Raw genomic sequence first — 21,685 nt, forward strand, 5'->3', positions numbered from 1 at the left:
CGAAATGAAATTCTCCTGCGATTCTCTTGATCTACATCTTTTTTCCAAAAAACCTCAGTCATTTGCAACTGCGGTTTTGGTACTACCTCCATGCAACGTAACGCGAGGGCGAAGACGAACTTTCACTGCACCCTTGCTGAACGATTCATCTGTAGCTTTACTGGACCAAATGAACGCCTCTCCAGGCTTTAATTGTGACATCCGCTCTGGCGTCAGCCCCGCAAGGGCTGCGTTTGCTTTTTGAATGTGCTTTAGCCAAGCTGGCGAGTTAAACTTGTGAAGGATGATCTGACTTGAAAGCTCAATCAGTGGTACTGGGACCGACGGTGGGTCTTGGCTCGCAATCAATATGCTAGTTCCTTTGTGACGCATCTCGCGAACCACCTCGACGAGACCTGCTACAAGGTCCTGATTGTCAACATATTTGTGAGCTTCGTCGAACACTACTAGTTTGTTAAAGGTGCTACCTTGATGTTGCACGTCCGCAAATAGCTGAAGCAAAACAACAAATAGCCCCAAGGCCTCATCTTTCTCGATAAACTCATCCCGAAGGTCAACGATAATAAGGCTGCCCGGCCGTATCAAAGACCCGATGCGAACGCGATCGTCGATGTACTCGGCAGCTAGATCTAATCGCAATCGAGCTAGTTCCTTCAAGTGATCAGAGAGACCAGACTCGTCGATCCCTTGTCGCAACGCCTGAAGGCTTAGCTCGCCTCTGAGAGACTTAATGATTCGATTGAGTTGTCGAATATATGTGGCCTGATTTCCCACGGCCCCCATCAAGAATCGCCAGTGTCCAGTTTGAAGTTCGGAGGAAGCGAACTTAAGTGGTTGCACTTCCAGTTCTGGATATTCATTTTTGCGTTCGATTAGCTTGTCCGCTGGAACAAGGAGTATCACATCTTTCAGGGATTGAGGTTCAACACCATACGTATCGCGTAGAGCTGCAATTGCCTTTTCGTCGTTGTTGGCACGTACCATCGATGTGAACTCTGGAGCGTAATCCATGGTTTGGCTGTAATGAAAAATCACTGTTGCCAAGGGCTGGGGAATGCAGTTTAGCCCAGGTATGTGCATGGCCGACATTTCTACAATCGAACCCAAGGTGTAACTCTTGCCACCTCCTTGGACACCGAAGAGGCTTATCGTGTGGGTATGATTGAGATCAAGCGCGACCTTCCGCCCCGCTACGTCTCCAATAAGCCCGTACTGAGGCGATGGAGATGTTACGCCCAATACAACATCATAAGCGACGTTGGTTGGTCCTGGCTGTTGGGTTCTTTCCATTACGTGACTGGATTCTGAAGCAAGAGCGTTGGACGATTGGGGCGGAAGTTCATCGACTTGCTTTTCAACAGGGGCTGTGGCTGGCGATTCATTCTTTGTCGTTGCCGACGTCGATTTCGTGTCCGTCTTTTCGGTGCTAAAAGTTAGTTCGTCTGCCGCGACTCCCAGCGTTCGCTTCGACCGCAAATCATCCCAAGAAACAGTGCGATCTCTGTCTTCACCCATGAATGCAGCATCCTTCACCGCGCGAACTGATGGGGCTCGTTCACGCTTCCGTTGTGCATTGACAATTCCGGGAGGAGTGGATGGATCGTCATCGGGTAATGAACCAGCAAGTTGAAACCCTGTGCTGCTTTCCGTCTCTGGAGCAGCAGCTTCAATTAGCTGCCGAATCAGATCAACTCCAATACGATGAAACTCGACTCCAGCGTCTTTCTCAGCGCCCTCAGTACCTGGATGCTGGAAATCGAAAATTAGCGCACTGCGAGTGAAACTGAGCCGATATCCATCTTCAATGGTGCGAAGGAAAAATCGGGCTTCCTCGGCTGCCTCGAGCGTTACGATTCCATATCGTTCTGCTCTGTTCAAATAGAACTCCAGAAGCTCAACTAATTCTCGCGACTTGGCGAGCCGATCAATGCGATCAATTGGTTGGCGATTGGGGTCAAAATGGAAACTAAGCACCTCTTCGCTTTGTGCTAGTTGTCCAACAATGTTTGATTGAAGCTGGTTGTATGCGGCCACATCTCCAACTTGTGCATAGCATTTAACTTCGACTAGCCGACAGGTTATCTGGCGCGCTGCGACATTCAAGTCAAATAGGGCTAAATCGGTACGTCTGAAGCTTACTTCATTACCTGCTTCATCTGCATGTAGCTTTAGTGCTTGATACAAGTTTAAGTGAGCGTCCAGCGGAATAACAATCTGATTTGCAAAAACGCCCTGATGTTCCAAGTACATACGCGACAGTGCTAATCCCAGCGCCTCGGCTCGCTGATTCGACGATGAAATCAGCTTCAATGCCATTCGGCCGGAAAGTTGTCTTAACTGATCGACAACCGCTACAGCATGCCGGCCCTCCGCATCCAAGTTGTAGGCCTTAAGTACTGGTCGAATCATGGCTTCCAATTCCGCAACAGAACGGGAAGTTACAACAAGGCGATGTCCAGAAAGTCCCATTCCCTCGGGAGAGTGATCAATCAAATAGTCTGGCCTTTGGCTTCGTCCACCATGATCAAAATACTCGATACCAAGGTTTCGGTCTAAAGTCAGAACCCAGTCACTCACTTCGTGCAATTGGTGCAGCAGAGCGCGGTCCTCAGCAGAAAGCGCGAGCGTGACCACGGGACGAAGGTCAACTCCTATCTGTCCTGTCGCAACCGTTACTGTCGCTGACGACATTGCTCCCGACAAGGAGGCAAGCAAATCACTCAACTCGTCATTTCCCGGAAGTGGTGTCGCTTGTCCGTGACGCGGTCTTCGGCTCCACGTGACGACCGACTCTTCTTCACGATATTTAGTTTCGAAGTCCTGAATCAATCCATGCACAGGGGAGCATGCTTCGTCGATTGACGATCTAGTGACGGAAACATGCTCGGCCGGAAAAACGTCGAACATGAATGACAGATGCGCTGGATGTGCATCGGGATTCTTGCGAAACTCATTCGAAGCGCGTACGGCTAGCCGTAGTTTGGGGTAAAGGTGACTAGTAGAGGGAGTCGCAAAGGCATCTGCTTCACGCACAGTGAAGCTCGCTAATGGCGAAAGCAATTCACCTATCGCTTCGCCTACACCCGGAGCCTCAGGATCAGGAACAAATAGCGTTATGTCAAAGTGCAGGTGCGAGGCAATATCCGAGCGTTGAAGGGACAGAAGCATGTCCGCAAGTAGTGAGCCAGAGCCTGCATTGAATGCATTAATTACGAGTGTTTGAATGTATGGGTGCTGCAGCAGATATCTCCGCACGCGAGATGCTAAATACTCGCCATCGATAGTGGCTCCGCCAATTGCGGGTTCTGGTATACCAAGCGACGCACAAACATCCCCTAGCAATCCACGAGGATTGTCTTCGAATGTGGGCGCATACAATGACCAAAAGGGATTGATGCTTTCAACCGCGCACAATAAATGACCCGATTCGGTTGGCAGAATCGGGGGAAATGAAACTGGTGCTAGTTGCTTCAAGAGTACATCACGCGCAGCTGTAATATGATCTTTGGCACTACGTGACTGATTAATCCATGCATTCCCTAACGTCGCCCAAGCACTAAGCCACAACGCACGCAGAGGATGCGTTGGGGCAACAAGAGTAGCCTCCTTTCGAGCATCTCGATGGTCGGTAATCACCAGTAATACCGAATCAACGGCGAGCACTGCTCGCAAATTTGCTAAAGATGCCTGAGACTCTGCTGGATCTGTGCTTGATGTTCGATGCAGCAACTCTTGAAGAAGGTCGATGTAGCGAGCGGCATAATCCATGACCAATGATCGCAAGTCATCGAGATTTGCGGCTTGAGTTATCAGCTGCTTTTCGACTTGCTGGATAGCAGCAAAGTATTTTCGTCGGCTTTCAAGAAACCGCTGTGTAGCTGGCGTGCTTGGCCAGCGCACAGACTCACCCGAACTTGCCCCAACAATCCCGCAATTGATTGGTAGCCACCAGGAAATTGGCCCCTCTGGCTCGTTCAAAATCTTCTGCTCGAGTATCTTGAGCGGTCGTGGCACGGGAATGTGGATTGTTCCCTCACGCGGAAATTTCACTTCAATGTGATCCGATTCTCTACCCTTGGCATACGCACGATTCTCAGCCCATCCGATCGAGGAAGCTTTGATGGACTTGGGATCTCGACCGTCAGCCACTGCAGTAAACTGCAGCCTCATGGTCGCGTGCGCGACGCTTCCGTCGTTCGGAATGGCTCGTTGCGGTGGCTCTACATCAACTTCGTCGGAAGGAAGCACATAAAACAGATCGCTTTCATTGCATTTCCGGTAGGCGGCTTCATCAGTTGCAGCCCATGGAAGTGGATTACCCAATTCATCTACAATAGGGATCAAATCGCCTTCCTCCGTTTGCGGCAAAAGCCTGACAAAATGCCAACCCTCTTCCCAATCAACTTTGCTAAGTTTTGTAAACGAGATCGTTGCCTGCTGTGCCCCAGATTTCCAAACTGTTTTACTGCGCAACAGTCCAATTGGACCTCCGGTTTGTGAGATCACCTGAGCAACGAACTTGGCAAGGCCGTTGACCCGATTGGGAATGGGATCTACCTGAAACGAGACACTAAATTTCTTTAGTCCTTGGGCGCCTAATGGAAGAACTTGTTGTCCCAGAAGCTGATCGAGCCTTTCACCAGCACTTTCTTCATCAAGAACGGGTAGATCCGCTTTCACGTTATGAATGCAGATGGAATCCGGCTCTTCGCCACCGTCTTCGAATTCCCAACGATTGAACGCAAGCTTCCACAGATTTCGGTCGAGTACGATCCGACGTGTCCATTGTTTCGGATCTTCAACACCGACATCTGTCAAATAGGTACCCAGTTCATTTCTAAACCCTCGATTCATTAAGCCCAAATCAAGAACTCTTCCGCGCTCTGATTTCGCAGACCAAGTGATCATTGCGACACAGTCTCGATTGCGCATTAGCTTCTGCGGAACTTTTGCTGGCTCGTTGAACAGCTCGAAGTCAGGAATCAGTCCGAGCTCATACAGAGCGGCACCGTAGGCTTCTGAATCGCCTCCATTAGATTTTCCAGTTAATAAGTAACGCACGACAGAAGCGTCATCAATGTAAGGCCATGGGCGTTCCTCATTTGAAAGTCTTGCAAGGCCCTCACTTAACGCACCGCGATTCATAGAAGGGACGAACCCAAGTAGCTCCGTACGGAGCCGACCGTACACACCGTCCAAATTGATTTCTTCAAAGGTCGCTATTCCAAATGAATCTTCCGCAGATGCACGAAGGCCGCATGGTACAAAAACGAGTAACGGAGCCCTAAGACTTCCATCTGGGTTGGGGTTTCTAAGCTCGACAAGCTTGGTACTTGTAACCGCCATTACTGGAGGCACGCCAAGACTCTGACCATCTGTGAGAATGACAGACTTCGCTGTAGGAACAAGCTCCTGCAGTCCTTCGCACAAGCGAATCATCAGATCCATATCTAGGTCCGATATTCTCATGCAATGCCCGTCAGATCGAGACGCAAGTTCAGCCGAAAGCACCGGCAGGATTGCTTTCTCAAGCTCGACAGCAAGGTCGGTCGCCTGAAGTTCTCGCAGCCCCTTTGTCACAAGTCACCTCCTGAGGTCTGGTTTAAAAGCGATCCTTCTTTCTCGATGCGATAGCGAGGAGTCACTGTTTGCGTGACATACGCGTCTGACAGGTCTCGATAGAAGCCAACCTCTCGGAGTCGAACTAGGAACGCACGAGAGTTATCGCGCAAGGCCTTTTGGTCTTCGATGGTCGGGTGGCCAAACCCGTCTCCGATCGGCAGCTGCGAAATGCAGATCCCGTAACGACCACGGAGAAATCCCAAAAGTTCGTCTATACGCAATTCACCGGTATGATAGCCGAGTACGCCACCGGGCTTCAAAACCGCGATCTGCAGAATTACTTCGAGTAGTCGGCTATCCAGAACGAATCGCCGCGGAGCACTCTTCGTGCGTCCTTGTGCAAGCAAAGCCCCAGATCGATTCTTTAGTAGAAGTGAATCAAAACACTCCGTCATATATCGCTTATGGAAGCCACCTCGGGCAGCCACTAGCATCTCGATGTAAGTGTCGAATTCACTCAAGCCAATCCCACTAACCGCTTTGAGTTCGGGGTCTAGATCAGACTCGTCACTCCCAGAGGAGTCTTGAATGAGTCCGTAAACCCGTTGTCCAAAGAACTTCTCGCGTTCCCCTTTGTGCATTGGGTCAAGAAGCTGAAGCACATCACCGACAGAGAAAGCCCCGGATGCGGGCCTTGTCGCCTTTCCTCTTCTCACCAAATCTGCGGCAAACTCATCAAGCTTTCTTGTTGCGTAATAAGCTTTCACAAACGCAGGTATTCGGCGATAATGAAAATCCGCACTCTTTTCTGCCAACCTGGCGATTTGCGAATCGGGTTGGCCGGCCATATCCACAAAGAGCTCAATTTTGTAAGGACAATCACCCTGAGGATTCTCTGAGTTACGAGGGCTCATTGGACACGCCGCCCCCGAGCAAATCGGATCACCACCTTTACGCCTCACGAGTAGCGGTAGCAACTTCGCAAGCCTCAAATGATAGAGAGCCAGGTGAAAACTCAGCAATATCTTCAAGTAGTCCACCATCACTGATCGTGGAATGAATCGCTGATAGAACAACAATCGCTGAATATCTTCTGCCAACAAATCCGCAGCGCCGACGCAGAGAGGTGGATAGCTTTCGCGATTGGTCTTAGTATCTGCGGCATCCTCAACTTGGTTTAGAAGTCTAAGCAAGGCCTGTGTTTCAACATCAAGTGTGGTGTCGGCGGTAGGACTTCCGGTAACCCGATCATGGCCTTGAAAAAAGAATGCCTGCAGATGCTCCAGAGCCCTTTGGCCGGCGCCATGCCGAGCGTTAAACAACATTTCATAGATCTGCTGTGCAGCGCCATAATCGCGAGAGTGTCGCGGGTTACGAAAACGATACGTAAACCCGTGAAGGGGGCGAGGCGCTGCAACCGCTTGGTTAGCTTTTCCACGATTGACAACATCCATCAAATGAGTCTCAACCCATTTTTCTAGGATATCGCGATTTGCCTCGAATCCTGTAAACCATTCAGGATGCTCCAAAAATTCTTCAACGAACGCTTCGACCGTCAGATCAGCCTTTCTTCGTAGCCGACTTGGAAAACCATTATGTGCGAGACGGGCGAACAGGGCGGTTAGCACGCGATCCATCTCGAGGTACTTGAAATCAAGGTAGCTAATCTTCGGGAGTCGAAACTCTCGATCTTTCTTAGAAATCGGCATTGCCAACCTCCATCTTCGCTCGAGACATTTCCAATCGTCCGTCTAACAATCGCTTCACTTGAAAGAAGTCATGACCGGTCGTGGTAAGAAGTACATCTTGATACGGCGCCGAGCCAAGAATGTTTTTGAATACCGCAAGGCTAAGATAATAGCCTTGCTCCTCCTCAACGCTGGGACGATATCCCGCGTTAAGCCTCTGTAGCATTTCGAAGATATCAAGATTGATGACAAGCTCGGCATCGCTCTGATTGTCGCCCTCATACTTCAAAACCAACCCCGAGGGCAGATGCTCGACAAATCGAGCTCTCGCGGCATCATCTAGTAGCTGAAGAGAAAAACGCTCGCTCTGAAATACTCGATAACTTCGAATCGAGCCGTTCTCAACATCTCTTACCTTAAGTGCGAGGCTGCCTTGTAGTATGCGAGGATTCGATAAGCCTTCTCCACGATTGATTCCAGAAATAATCTCTCCAAGTAGATCCGCAGGAAGATCGCCTTCGTAGGAGCTGGCTGCATGCTTCTCTGCTAAACGGTAAGACGATAAGTGTTCTCGCACATCTCCAGCTGCTCCGGACGTAACGCTACGATTCGCGATGATTGTTAGGAGTTGCTCCGCTGAGCGGTATGGCAACATCGCTTTCCAACTGCTGTCACGGCGTTCAAAGAAAGAGCGGCGTCTCAAAAGGGCCACGTATTTCTGATGGGCTTCGGCGCGGAACTTTCCTGATTTATTTGCAATCTCTCGGGGAAGCTCGTCAAAACTGCGACGAAGAATCTCTTCGTCATAGGTGCCACGTTGAGCAAAGCTGAAAAGGCTGCGATCCTCGGTTGGCGAAACAAAATCTAAAGCCCGATCTAAGCGAGGGTCAACTGCAGGTCCGACATCCACGTCTTTCAAAAGTGTCAGCAGCCGATCCGCGTTCGGTTCGTCGCCTCCCATCCAACTGTTGAAATAGAACCCCTGAATGATTTCTTCGCGTTGACCTGTTTGATACAGTGTGTGGATCTCAGCGCAACTTCGTATACCTGCAAGCATATATGCCAGCGCCGATCGAAGATCACGAAGTGTAATATGCAGACGCCCTCTAAGGTGTGTCAGCGTATACAGTGCATGAAGTCGCTCTATAACTTTTGGCCCTGCTGTTTCATCCTGGATCGTCAGTGCATTGTGGTGGGCGTAGCATCGGTCCTTCAGGTCACAGTTCTGGCATGGTTTCCAGAACTTTTTATTGGTCATGCGACGAAGGAGCCGTTCCAGCAACGAACCGTCGGTCGCAAGACTGCCTGCAACCACACTTCGCAAATTCAGATTAACCACTCCCACACGGTGTTCTGGAACACCGGTCTTCAAGCCCTTCAATACGATTTCCGTAAGCATCGAAAAGTTCGAGCCCTCTGCAGATAGGAAATCGACCAGGCGTCCTTCATTAATCGCAATCAATCGAATCTCATTCTTGGGCCATTTTGCCGGATTCTTTCCAGCGTAAGGACCAAAGAACTCACGAAGTACATCGTCATTTTGTCTTTCCCCTTCGTCTTGGCTTCCGTCGAAATTGCTCAAAAATGTTCGACCGTCCATCGCGAAGCGATAGCCATTGAGTAGAGGCGGATCGAATATTGCGCCGCGAGATTTGGCATGTCCCTCTAACTTTTGAAGATAGGCAGTCTTGCCGTCTCCAGCATTTCCAGTGATTAGGACGAGACCAAGTTCTCCAGCAAAAATTGTTGGTGTTAGTTCCCTATCGAGAGCGCTATCGACATAGATCTTCTGTCCAAGAGAATCGAGGCCACGGGTACCGCTGTTGCTGTACTGGCTTTGACTGTACAGGGTAAGCAAGTAATTAACGAAGGGATTCGTATTGGCGGGAATCACGCCCCCGTCACCTAATCCTGCTTCGGCCCAAGTCGTCGATGCATCTTTTGCAGGAGGTACGATTCGACGGGCTTGCTTGAGTGTCGACAAGGCGTCCCGAAGCTCCACAGCCGAGGCAAAGCGATCTGAGCGTTGAGGGGAAATCGCTTTGAGCAGAACTGCTACGAACTCTGGTGTCAAATCGTTTGGGCCATTAACCTCACGCGGGTCAGTAGCAGGTATTCCTGGAGGTGGCACTGTAGTTTCCCAAGGATACCTACCCGTAAGCGCTTCGTATAGCGTTATCCCAAGAGCATAGATGTCTCGATCTGCAAGCTCAGTGATTGTGGGGTCGACAGAAAGATCGAGGTCGGGTGGCAGATAGCGACGAGAACCTCCTCCATGTCCCTCATCTGACTCGGCAATCACCGACACATTAAAGTCGATGATCTTTACGCCCTTATCCGTCCACAGCAAATTGCGAGGCTTGATATCACAATGGTAGACTTCATGTTGATGCAAATGTACTAGGCCTGCGACCACCTGGCGTGCTAGGTCAAGCGTATCCTCCGGTGAAAGCACCCCGCCTTCGATCATCTCACCTACATCAAATCCGTTCACGTACTCAAAGACGATAAATGGTGGTCCATTGCCGGGCAACAAATCTGCATCAAATACACGGACGACATTGGGGTGTTCGGGAGTTCGCAGCAGGGTGCGATACTCTTTCTTTAGCCGATCAATTGTTGAGTGACGATCACGAAGAATAAGTTTGATCGCTCGTGGGACATCACCAAGCGTATCTATTGCTTTGTACACAACACCGAATGAACCCGGGCGACCTAGACGTTTCTCGATAACATACTTGCTGGTCAACTGCATTCCAGATTCCAGCTTGCTGTAATCAACAGGCGGAATCTTTGGCAAAGAAACGGATGCAGAAGAAACCGACTTTGGCTTTGGCTCGGTTAAAGTTGATGGACTTGCGAGCTCAATTAATCTCTCCAATGCCCATTTTGCTGAAGGTCGCTTGTCGGGATCGAAAGAGCAAAGACGTTGAAGCCAGTTGTCGTAGCCCGTCGAAAGTTCACTGCGAAGGCTGGATGGCTTCTGAGGGAAAACACCGCTCTGGCTAAATATCTCAGATTGGTCTTTGAATGGCCGATCTCCAGTAAACGTTTCGTAGAGGATTAAGCCAGCACTAAAAACGTCTGAGGACGGCGATGCTGCTTGAGGTTCACGGTTTACCTCCGGGGCCATGTAGTCTTCATCGATCTCATCCACAATCGAACTCGCGATTGTATGTGTCCGATCTGTTCCAGAACGGGCGAAGTCAAAGCCTGTTAGTCGTAGATGACCGTCAGCACTCAAAAGAACACAACTCGGCGACATGTTTCGATGTATGACACCGTATCGATGTGCGTGTTCAAGTGCGGAAAGAAGCCCCTTCGCAGCATGCAGCTTCTGATCGAGCGTCAATGCCAAACTCGGCTTGTCCAGATGCAAACGAAGAGCTTGCCCAGGAACGTCTTCGGTTACCAGAACATAGCCATCTTCGCTCTCTGTTGGGAAGAAGTCTCGCGCTCCGATTATATTGGGGTGCGGTGGCATTCTGTTAAGCGCCTCGTACGCATTGCCGATCCGTTTGCGTTGGGCAATCCGCTGTTCCGATGGTAGATAGGGATCGGCCTGGTAGACGCGAAGGCGAACGTGCCCTGCCTTGGGGCCCGTGAAAATGTTGAATGCTCTGTATTCGGTGAATAATTCCGAAGCGCCGAGTCGCTCAGCGACTTCCCAGTTGCCGAAGCGAAGTGGGCCGGTTCGTTTTTTGGCTACACCCTGAATCGCCTTGAGAATGATGCTCTGGAAAGTGGATATTCTTGGGTTGAACCTACTAGGTACGCGTTCCATCGCTTGAAAGAATGCAGCAGACTTTTTCAGCGACACAACATCCATAAAATCTCGTCCGCTGGGGTCGTTCAAAACCGCGTCATCAGACGTCAACAAAATAACCGCATCCACAAAGATGCCCCCGAGGTCGTTTCGACCGGGATGACTATCAGTAATCAGTCCCTTCATGGATCTTGCATGACTACGGAGCTTGAGTAACGGTGATGTGAACGGCTCACGACCTTCCGGATACCACTTTGTACCGATAACTTCCATGGTGCCCCGTGTACCTTTAGCGTCCACGAGAAAGACGGCGTGCGGGGCAACAATAGCGATATCAATCTCCAACGACTGATCACCGCGTTTGATTTCAAAATTGTGGAGAATGAGAAACGTATCAGGTAGGTTGTCACGAAGATGCGCAATCGCTCGACGTTCTGCGTCATTGACTGGATCACCTATCGGAATAACTTTGGCCATTACGAAGCCTCCTCGATGGCTTTCTCTACGAGTGCTATAGCCTCATGGTCAAAGTCTGTTGCGGCGTCTTCAAGATCCCATGATTCTAAGATCGGATCAGCAATCTTTCGTCGGATTGATTCTTCGGGCCATGGAATGGAGATCTGCGCAAGATGCGCCGACTCAAGTTGCGGGATTGAACTTCCAAACGCATTCCGAACAACTGCACGATAGCCAATTGATGATGATAGTAAAGTAAAAAGATATGCTGAGTCATTCCGATTAACCGTGTTTATTCGAATCAAGTGATTCGACACGACACTCAAGTCTTGTTGTTTAGTTACTCTCATAACGCGTCCGATGAGCCCCCCAAGCTGGCCAGCATCTTGCATCAATAGAAAGTCTTTATTCACTATGTATTGATGGATTCCAGGTGCGCTTTTGCGCAGGTAGCCACGAGGCTCCGGATCATACGTGAACAATTCAGCTCCGGAATAATACGGATAACCATACTGCGGATCGTCAACGTATGGCCGCTTAAAAATGTTGGTTTGAAAAACGTCTGCAACTTCTCCAAGAAGTCTTGTCGGCTCGAATTTGGCGAACGCAGTAGCAGCATGCACTCCAAAGGGAGAATGATAAGCTGCATCGAGCCGACCAAGCTTTCGAGAAGTAACTCGATAAGAAATGAATGATAATGGAGTACCCGACAGGGACATGTCTGGAAGGTTAAGTAAAGAAGCAAATAGCGTTTGTGAGTTATTCCGGAGCCTCGCCGCCTCTGATCGGTTATTGGAAGCTCTTTCCACCAGTTCATGGGCCTCGAGCTCGATCACTCGCCCCAGGCGTGGTACTGGCATATTCGCAATATTCTCGGCTTCGATATGCACTATGATCGACCCAAACGTTCCACCAGTAATTTGGGGAATACCGTACTTCGATGACAGGAAAGCATACAAATAGCCAGATTTCACAAAACTATTATCAGGCACAACTTTTAGAACGTCCTGCGAAATGGCAACGCGCGAAAGGTCGAGCCTTGCATATGCAAGACGACCAATTGTGCCAGATCGTGTGATCAATGTTGTTCCCATGGGACATCGAAACAATGGATTGTTTTCTACTTGATGATTTGAAATAAACGGCTGATTGCGAAGATCAGCCTTGAGTATGTCTGAGCTACCCAAAAATGGCACGCCATGCTCGGGGCCATCAACCCATCGAAGTTTGTCCATGCCGACGTGATAAATACCCGCTAAACCATTCCGCGTAAGCGTAACAAGGGGCTCGGTCTTAAGACGCTTTAGCCGATTTCGAGCCTCAATGCCACCAGATGTGAACGGCCCACAATCCAAGCGATGCTGTTCTGCAATTAGCCACGATGCAGGTATTTGTTTGATTATCAACTTTTGAACTCCGAGGCTACTGACACATGGTAGAGCAGATAGAGGTTGGAACGCATGCTCATGAAGCTGTCGCTGAAGGTGGAAACCAGGCCTGGAGGGTATCACGCAACTCAATAAACGAAGGGTCTTGACATCCAACGAGGGTAACATTCTCTGTAATGGATCGATGAATTGCAGAAGACCAACCGATCCGTCGATTTCTTGCAATTGCTTCGAGAGCCTCTTTGGGCCGAGCTGGCTTTGGGGCCTCATCAGGCCAGGCAATACCAGTTGAAACTACAACGCCAACCATTTCCGCAACGCTATTAAACTTTAGTTGTTTTGCAACTCGTTGGTTTCGCTGCCAGATCCATGCTTCCAACTCTGGATCGATTACAATCACCTTAAATCGGTCAGGAGTCCATCCCGTTTTCAATATCCGCTCGGACAATTGCTGCTGAATAACTTGTGGAGGTGGCGCCCCCTGCCACTCGGCATCTAAAATCACTACAACTTTCTCATGCGACGTTCTGAATATTTGAATAAGATCATGCCCAATTGAGTAAAGACCTGGATCATGCCCCCCCGCACGTAACATGTCTTCTCTAGCATCAAATTGAAATTTACGAGTCCCCAGATTGTGTGGTAGGTGAAAATCGGGCCTCGACAAGAAACCGCTTATTGCGTTTTCCATGCTTATATCTGCAACATAAAAACCGATGTCTCTCATCTGAGCACCCCCGCCGCGAAAAGGGAACCAAGATCAATGGTTCCCTTCCATTCTTTCAAACGAGGGTGTTCGCTGCCTTGCACAATGGTTGCCGCCCCGTTTGGTGCAATTCTCGAGCATAACACTTGGTCAAGCTTACTCATCGCCAACACGACAGGGGAATGTGAGCTAATTAGTACTTGTGAATCGTAGACCGAGCCCAAGGACTGCAATACGGCTTCAATCGCTTGCGGGTGGATACCGTCTTCGGGCTGCTCAATAACAATTACCGCCGGTCGATTTAGCAGGTAAGGAAGCACTGTCAGTGCTAGAACACGCAATGTACCTTCAGATAATCCCGATGATGTCACCTCGTACCCACCGTTATATGTAACCGCCAGATATGCGTGGTGATCGTCCTCTCGTTCCTTCGCTTTGATAGTACTGATTTGAGGGAGCGCTGTTTTAACATGCTGCACCCAGGCGTTGAAACGCTCAGTATCCTTTTGCAAATCCAATACTAGCCATGGAAGATTCGCAGCGTTTGGCATTAACACATCAGGTAGACCTGGAGGGCTTGCTGAATGAAGTAAATTGATGTCAGGATGGTACGTTACACATGACGACGTCAATACGTTTAACAACCAACGAGAAGCCGGAAACTCTTCAGCCGATTCAAATTGCATCCGAGGAAGAGCAAGCATTCCCTGATCAATCGGGAAGGATTTGGGTTTTGCCAGCTTTGGCTTTTCTGCCCTGAAAGTCACGCTATCAAGATTTGCAGACTGGCCTCGTTGGATGATGAATCGCCAATCCTTTTTGGGAGTTGCATCCCCAAAAACTCTCAATCCATGAACGACATCACTGGCAATCCCCTTTCCGCGGTCTGGCTGAGAAAAGTTAGAAAACAAAAACAGATACTCGTTTCGTATCGTAAGTTGGCGGTCATCCACTATTCTAAATCGTACTTCATAGCGAATGAAACGCAGGTTGTGATCGTGGTTGTCTTGTGCAGATTTCGTTTGGATCGGCAGAAGCTGTTTGATGATCTCTTCAGGTAAGATCGCCTCAATTGCCAGAATGAATTCTGCTCCCTGTCCATTGAATACAAACTCATTTAGTGTCGCTCCCCGCGCAGGCCGATCATTCTGGCGAGTCGTGAATGCTTGTCCAATCTCTCGTTGGCGCAGACAATCCCCTAGGAGGCCCAGAATATCCAGGAACGTCGTTTTACCCGCTCCATTAGCGCCCACTAGCACCGCGAATGACTGCAAGTCGATATCCAGGAATTCGAGGCAACGATAGCGAGTAGCTTCGATACGTGTAATCATGTGCCGGGCTCCGGATTCTTATCACGAAACTCACGGAAGGCTTTGGCGATCTCTAGGAGGTCGTTATCAGGGACTTTCTTTTTTCGGCGTAAGGTCCGTACAACAACTTTACCGCCGATACGGATGCGTTCCGACTCCTCTTGCTCAACGAGAATCTCCTCACCATCTGGAGTACGCTTGTAAATCGGTACACCTCGTCGATCAAAGCCCACTTTCTCCGCAACTGCCATAAAGACTGGGTAGTCCACCTTGCGGCCCAGATCTTCAGCTTGAATTTCTGATTGAGTTTTCTTCTTCAGAAAAATTAGACTAGTAAGAATGTTGACGTTTGCCTCAACTATAAACGTCTCGACCGGAAGGTCTACAGAAGCCAATACATAGCACTGCCGCATGATCCAATGCCTGATGTATTCCGTTGCAGGATTTCCAAGGATACCATCGGGCAATACAATGCCCATTCTTCCGCCGGGCTTCAGCCATTCAATTGCGCGCTGAATGAACAGAATCTCTGGAGCAACTGAGGAATGATATCCATCTCCCTTTTGAAACGATCCGTCTGCCGTCGCCCATTTTGCAGCAAGGTCATACTTGCCGAGTACTCCCGGGTCCGTAATTGGAATATCAGATCCGAATGGAGGGTTTGTCATCAATACATCAAAAGAGCCCAAAGGAATCTTATCTTTTGCTTCCTTAAGTCCGTCGAGGTGTCCATCAGGGAATGTCAATGAATCAATATGAAAAACATTCCCTTTCGAACCTGCTGCCATCATAAGGTTCATCGTAGTGGCACGCACGAGAGCCGGGTCGAAGTCCGCACCAAACAGGTAGTCATCGACGAAATCGCGTACCGAGTTGCCTGCAACTAAGCTATCAGCAGTATCCTCGCCTTTCGACGGAGTTTCGACTTTGTATTTGCCTAGGATGTGAGCCACCGTTGCAACAAGAAATCCGCCGGTTCCACAGGCGGGATCGAGAACTCGTTCGTTCGGTTTGGGGTCCAACATTTGGACCATGAGCTTGATGGCACCACGAGGCGTGAAGTACTGACCGCGATCGCCACGCAAGTTGGCGCCGACTATTTCCTGATAAGCTGCGCCCTTGGCGTCGACATCAGTTCTGCCAAAATCGTATTTGGCCAGCTCAGAGACCATGAATGACAGCGCCCGGTCGGAGAGAGCTATTTCCTCGTTTCCTTTGAATATCGCTTTGTACTTCTTCTTTACGTCTTCAAAGAGAGAGACAATACGTTTCTTAATATCACGCCGGCCCTGCTCATCAAATTGTTCGGTTGGGCCTGCCCAGAATCTGCGAAGGTCGCTTGATTGACGTTCATCGTACATCTTGCAGAAAATCAAGTACAAGAACTGCCAGAACGCTGTATCCTTTGACATTCCTTCATTGCCATGAATGAAGTTGTGGCACCGACGAAATGCGGTGCGTAGCATCTCTGGCTCCGCGCGCCGCATTTTGGCAGCCGATGCTACATCACGAGTGCCCACCGATTCGTCAGCCAAAGGCCAGTCACCGATCGACTTGAACTTCACATCGAAACGAGTTGATTCCTTCTCAAAAAAGAAGAACTCCAGGCCATTTGTCCACAAGCCATACTTGCAATTCGGAGCCTCTGTCATCGCGGCCTTCAGTACGCTGAATTCTTTCTCCGCCTCCTCGGGTGACCGCATCTTGTACGCGCTCTTACGACCGTTCGTGGGCTCTTTTTCGCAAACCACCAGTCGACGAATATGCTCCTCGGTATGCTCTGCGCCAGCTTCGAAAATTGCGATGTCTAGCTTCTTTAGGCGTCCATCAACTCTTACTTTGAAATCGGGAACCATGTCATCGACAGAGATGCCATACTCATGAAAGAAGGCTCGCGCAATTCGCTGGCGAACCTGTTCCTTGGGAGTGTCTTTGACTGGCTCATTGGTGATGTAGTCAAGGATTGAGCCCTCTTCAAGCGACAGAGACTCACTGTCAACACCGTCTTCATTGGTACCGGATGTATCGTTCTGGCGTTGTTGCGATTTCTTTGCCACTGATGTGATCCTCATTTTATTTGAATTTGATTTGGACGTACCTCCTTGGATCGTCTCGATCAGTTGAGCTTTATTTTTTCCGTTTGGCGACTGTCCGTACGCGCTCATGACTCCCTTTAGTTCCGCTACATTGAGTCGCTCGAGAATCTGACCGAGACCGATACGTCGAGCAGATACAAACGCATCGACAGTGTGCTGCTTTGTGCGTCGCGATCCACCGAGGTCGAAACAATCAGCTAAATGACGCAATCGATCAGCCGACAGGTTTGACAGTATTTCCGATTTGGTTCTGCGGGCCATTAGTCCTTTTTCTCCCCAAGTTCATCCGTACTTGAAGCAGCTCCGCCAAGCCGAACCCACTCGTCGACATCTTCTTTCTTGAACTTCCAAAATCGACCAACCTTGTGTCCAGGCATCCCTTTGCCGGTTACCCAGGCGTAGACCGTGTCCTTCGAAACGCCGAGATACTCAGCAATTTCGTCAACTGAGAACCAGCGGTCATCCATAGTTTGTCCCTTCAAACGGGTCTGCGGAAAACAGAATTTTCATAGCTAGCACACATGGCGTCAATCGGATTTGGTACGATTTAGTCTGATTTGACTGGATTAGGTAGGATTCCGCAAGCCTCCGCCTGGTATTTTCATGTTACAACGACCAGGTAAACGCCTGCGTCGAAATGGCGGCATGTCCCTAACCGGTTAAAAACCTCCATGCCAGAAACGCCACCTTTAAGGACGCTTTCAAAAAGGTCGATACGAAATCATGGCAAAGAAAAAACCTCGCTCGACAACACACCTGCTGCGATGGACCAAGAATGTGCCAGCTTCAGCGGTGCAAGATCCTTTAGGACTTGGACTTCGTGGATCAACCCGGCTTGCAAGTAGACTTCTGTTTTGCATTACATCGGTTACACGCAGAGCACGATATTTTTCATTCATTCCCTGGTGCATTTACAACTACCAGAAGCACGAAAAGGACCACGCTTACGCATTAGGATTGCGAGAAGCAATCAAAACCCGCGAGACTGCACTTACACTTGCATGTGTTATTCACCACGATGGCAAACCTTGTGACGGCGGAGGTTTGGTAGGCTCGAATAAGGCAACGCATTGGGACCGATCAAAATCGGAAGCCAATTTCAAGCTACTGGACTTCGCAAAAGTGCCAGCTCTTGATATTTACTACAACTCACTGGTCAATCTTGGCTGCTTCATCAGCGACGAGGAGCGGCCCGACTCAGACGACGAATCCGAAGAGATTGAGTTGACCTTCGACGACATTCAGCTGTCTCCACTTGGACTGAAATTGGCCGCAGGTTACGAGTCGCTTGTTGGGCGTCTCGATTCCGTAAAATGTATCTCCGGGAGTAATCGTAAGTGTTCAGTCAATAGCCTGCGTGAATGGGGGAAACGCGGAGGTCTCTGCGAGCTTGCGGGTCCAGCGGCACCAGACCAAGCAATGCTGAGAGATATGTTCTTTGCTAAAAGCAGTAACGATGACCGTTCACACATCGTACGGAATCAATCGCTTGTCTTAATCCTTGAATTGTGTCGTCAGTTGAGCGCCGACGATTGGTGTCTTGACGCTTCAAGCTTTTCACAGGCTGTTTACTACGGTTTGGTTGTAAACGGTGACAGCGAGAGCATCACCATTGAATGGCCGAGTTGCCTGGGGGATGTTGCAACGCGATGGAGAATGTTTTACTTCCATCATTTCACGTCTGTTGCTCTGGAAGGAATGTTTATTTGGTTAGTCAATGCAGCAATTGAAAAGGGAATTCAGGGGACAACGACAGAGGAATTGGCTGGTAGACTGAACGAGGCAGCGGTACAGCGCGAGCTCAATTCTCTTCTCTCATCTAAGATTCCAAGGAATTTTGGGATGACTGGATTAGCTGAATTCTTTTCAACCTATGGCATTGATATGAGTGAGTTGAGCGAATCGACAAGCCAATTACTTGATGACAACCTTCGCTCGGACGTCAACGTCGCCGAATGTTGGCTAGAGGAAGCAATTCGCGCTCGAACCTATTTGAATTCGGCAACAGGCTTGGCTGTTCCATTGATTCTCTTTGCTTTAACGCTTGCGAGGTTTCGTCGATGGAGCAGTACCGACTACGAGAACTGGCTCGCTTCCACCGCGACTGATCCATATGTCGATTTAGTTCCTCCAGTAATAGTACTTGGGCTCGAACGACATTTCGGTGATTGGTGGTCCTGTTCATGGAGTCAGCTTGCGGATTTTGTTTTGGCGCGATACGTCGTTCAGCAGCATCAATCGATGGCTTACGAAAAGACCATGAAAGGAGAACGTTGTCTATTGCAAGTAGACGGCTCGAGAATACGAGCTGATTTGCCACATGAAAAGATTGGAATCGGTAATCCGAGGTTCCACAGCGCTGTTCAGGTACTCACTGACTTGGGACTCCTTAAAGCTGATGAAGACGGGATAACTCGATTGACACCTCAGGGTGGTGATTGGCTTCGAAGTGAACTCAATCTGCGAGCTACGCAATGAAATATCTTGATTGCTTTTCGCCGTTTGAGGGAGAACCAGCGTACCTTGCGCTTTTCTCAACTTTTCAATTCGATCCTGATTTCTTTGAGAGAAGACTACTTCGATGCGAGACGTTGAAGAAGGCTCGCCGAATTGCGATCTTAATGGACTCTACGCAGTGGCAAGACTTACTGAGTCGTGATGTTCGCGCTCGATGGCTCAATCGCCGTTATTTGGTGGTTCCTATCCACCGCAAAACTGGCGTTTTTCATCCGAAACTGAACTTGGTAGTCACGGAGTCTGGCGGACTAGTTCAATGCGGCAGCAATAATCTGACCAGATGTGGATGTTCGAGCAATCTAGAGCTGGTGAATTCGATCCCATTCGAGTTCGACGACAATGACTCAGAAGAAATGCAACTCGCCTCGGATACCTTTCGGTTCTTTTCGCGTGCGATTGAAGACGCGGACGATGAAGTAGCAAGAATCGTGTCCGGTTGGCTCGCAGACGCAAAGAAGGATTACCCCGCGTTCATCGCTGATAGGGACTCGCCACCTGATCAGCGAATTCGGCTTATTCACACTTACGATGGCCCTATCTGGGATGCGATCGACCATTCGCTCCGAACACGAGTTCCAAAGAGACTCTTTGTCGTATCACCTTTTCACGACTCCGATGGCCGAATCTGTAAACGGGTAGTCAAGGAATGGCCGGGTGCAAAGATTGAGATGCTTGTGCAGCAGGGCTATACGACCCTACCAGTTCAACCCTTGCGCAAGCTGCCAGGATTCAGACTTTCAGAAATAGTGAATACAACAGGCAAAGATGCGTCGCGTCGAGTCCACGCAAAGTTATTTGCTTGGGAAACAAGTGATAGCAGCGGATGCGTCGTCGGCAGTGCAAATTTTACGTCGGCGGCATTCGACGGCAGAAATGTTGAAGCCTGTTTGTTGATTCAAGATTCAAGCGATTTGGTTTCGCAATTATTCGATAGCGATCTGACCAAACAACCGCTTTCTTTCGACGACTTCTCTCCAGGGCCCGAAGCCTCACCGGAATCCCAAGAAGTTGAGGCAGGAACCATACAACTTCATTACGCTGTATTGCTGGACCAACAGCGACTTAGAATCAGCCTGTCGCATTCCTTCGGCGACGAACTGACTTCGCTGAGGTTAGCCATACGAGCACCAGGTGAAAATCGACCTAGAAAGATGCTAAAGCTGTCGTTGAAAGAGAGCTCAACGGAAACACTTAGCATTCCTGTACATACTCTCACTGACTGCAATGGAACAATCCTAGCCTCGCTGACGGCGGAACTTGCCAGCGGCGAACGGGTAGAGAGTCGGCCAGTTTGGATTGTTCAGGAGGAACGTCTTACATATGAGGCTGGAGAAGGTTCCTCGAATTCCAAGAGTAGACTTGAAGATACCGGAGAGGGGCTTCCAGATTATCTCGACGAAATAGGGAACCGCGATGGTGCACGGGCCGTTGCCGAATACCTGCGGCACCTTAACATCAGGTTTGATGATGGAGCTGGCCGTTCTTCTGGTAAACGAAAGTTTCAGGTCCGAAAATCCGATCCGTTTGCAGATGACCGGCCTCCTGAATGGCTTTTGAACGCTAAGCACGAATCCGACCAGGTTGAGGATGCGATTTATGACTTCGTTGATCGACACATTAGGAAGAAACTCCGAAAGCATGCTGATCGAGGCAACATCAACGGGATGGAGAACTTTCTTGACATCTTTAGAACGCTTGTTGAACTCCTGTACCGTTGGTTTAAACGCGGAGTCGTTAAGCAGGGGCGATTGATTGGACCGATTGTCACAATGCTCGAAGTAGCCACGAGCGGCAGAGACACCGAGAAAGAGTTCTTTTGCGGTTACCTCTATTCCGTTTACGACAGCGTCGGCGGCGACCTCTCCCTACTGCAAGAGGTCTGCTCCAACATCAATTACTGCGGAGAGATTGTCGCAGCATTGCTTATTGTTCAATCCGTACGATATCAACCTGGCGAGGTATTGTTCGGAAAGAAGATTGAACGCGCAAGTCAATCACTCGAACAACAGGCAAAGATGGTTTCCGAGGCAATCTCTGAATGCAGTCTTGAGATACCATCGATCGATTTAGTGCGGACGGCGCTTCAGCAGTATCGAATGTTTTCAGACAGCGAGATAGGTGTTTTGGTCTGCGATCTTGGCCGAAGTTAATTCGACGCCATTCAGAAATGTAACTTTGCCTTGGGCTGAACCACTT

At 49.4% G+C, this 21,685-nt stretch carries 10 protein-coding genes; 2 read left to right on the plus strand and 8 right to left on the minus strand.

The features are described 5' to 3' along the window. Positions 1 to 54 precede the first annotated feature (54 nt). From mads8 to mads1, 8 genes are read right to left on the minus strand one after another with little or no spacing between them, the layout of a single operon-like run. Positions 55 to 5,580, minus strand: a complete 5,526-nt coding sequence (mads8, locus tag SH467x_RS02125; protein WP_482369671.1) for a methylation-associated defense system ATP-binding protein MAD8 — start codon at positions 5,578 to 5,580, stop codon at positions 55 to 57. Beyond that, complete coding sequence (gene mads7, locus SH467x_RS02130; RefSeq protein WP_482369672.1) at positions 5,577 to 7,271, minus strand: methylation-associated defense system protein MAD7; 1,695 nt, start codon at positions 7,269 to 7,271, stop codon at positions 5,577 to 5,579. The genes mads8 and mads7 overlap by 4 nt, the downstream gene beginning before the upstream one ends. Continuing rightward, the gene (mads6, locus tag SH467x_RS02135; RefSeq protein ID WP_482369673.1) at positions 7,258 to 11,493 is read right to left on the minus strand and encodes a methylation-associated defense system protein kinase MAD6; all 4,236 of its coding nucleotides are present in this window, start codon (positions 11,491 to 11,493) and stop codon (positions 7,258 to 7,260) included. The genes mads7 and mads6 overlap by 14 nt, the downstream gene beginning before the upstream one ends. After that, complete coding sequence (gene mads5 / locus SH467x_RS02140; RefSeq protein WP_482369674.1) at positions 11,493 to 13,028, minus strand: methylation-associated defense system restriction endonuclease subunit S MAD5; 1,536 nt, start codon at positions 13,026 to 13,028, stop codon at positions 11,493 to 11,495. Before mads5 ends, mads6 begins: the two co-directional genes overlap by 1 nt. Then, a complete protein-coding gene (gene mads4, locus SH467x_RS02145; RefSeq protein WP_482369675.1) occupies positions 12,937 to 13,587 on the minus strand; it encodes a methylation-associated defense system protein MAD4 in 651 nt (216 codons plus the stop codon). The genes mads5 and mads4 overlap by 92 nt, the downstream gene beginning before the upstream one ends. Beyond that, entirely contained in the window at positions 13,584 to 14,897 is a 1,314-nt protein-coding gene (gene mads3, locus SH467x_RS02150) for a methylation-associated defense system AAA family ATPase MAD3 (protein ID WP_482369676.1), read from the minus strand. Before mads3 ends, mads4 begins: the two co-directional genes overlap by 4 nt. After that, a complete protein-coding gene (mads2, locus tag SH467x_RS02155; RefSeq protein ID WP_482369677.1) occupies positions 14,894 to 17,233 on the minus strand; it encodes a methylation-associated defense system DNA methyltransferase MAD2 in 2,340 nt (779 codons plus the stop codon). Before mads2 ends, mads3 begins: the two co-directional genes overlap by 4 nt. After that, a complete protein-coding gene (mads1, locus tag SH467x_RS02160) occupies positions 17,233 to 17,439 on the minus strand; it encodes a methylation-associated defense system helix-turn-helix domain-containing protein MAD1 (protein ID WP_482369678.1) in 207 nt (68 codons plus the stop codon). Before mads1 ends, mads2 begins: the two co-directional genes overlap by 1 nt. A 757-nt stretch (positions 17,440 to 18,196) precedes the next feature. Here mads1 and SH467x_RS02165 point away from each other — a divergent pair. Next, a complete protein-coding gene (locus tag SH467x_RS02165; protein ID WP_482369679.1) occupies positions 18,197 to 19,450 on the plus strand; it encodes a hypothetical protein in 1,254 nt (417 codons plus the stop codon). A gap of 113 nt (positions 19,451 to 19,563) precedes the next feature. Further along, positions 19,564 to 21,639 (plus strand): phospholipase D family protein, encoded by a 2,076-nt coding sequence (locus SH467x_RS02170; protein WP_482369680.1) that lies wholly within the window; start codon positions 19,564 to 19,566, stop codon positions 21,637 to 21,639. Positions 21,640 to 21,685 lie beyond the last annotated feature (46 nt).

The organism is Brakhagea slesvicensis, assembly GCF_052161625.1.
Taxonomy (GTDB): Bacteria; Planctomycetota; Planctomycetia; order Pirellulales; family Pirellulaceae; genus JBKCUI01.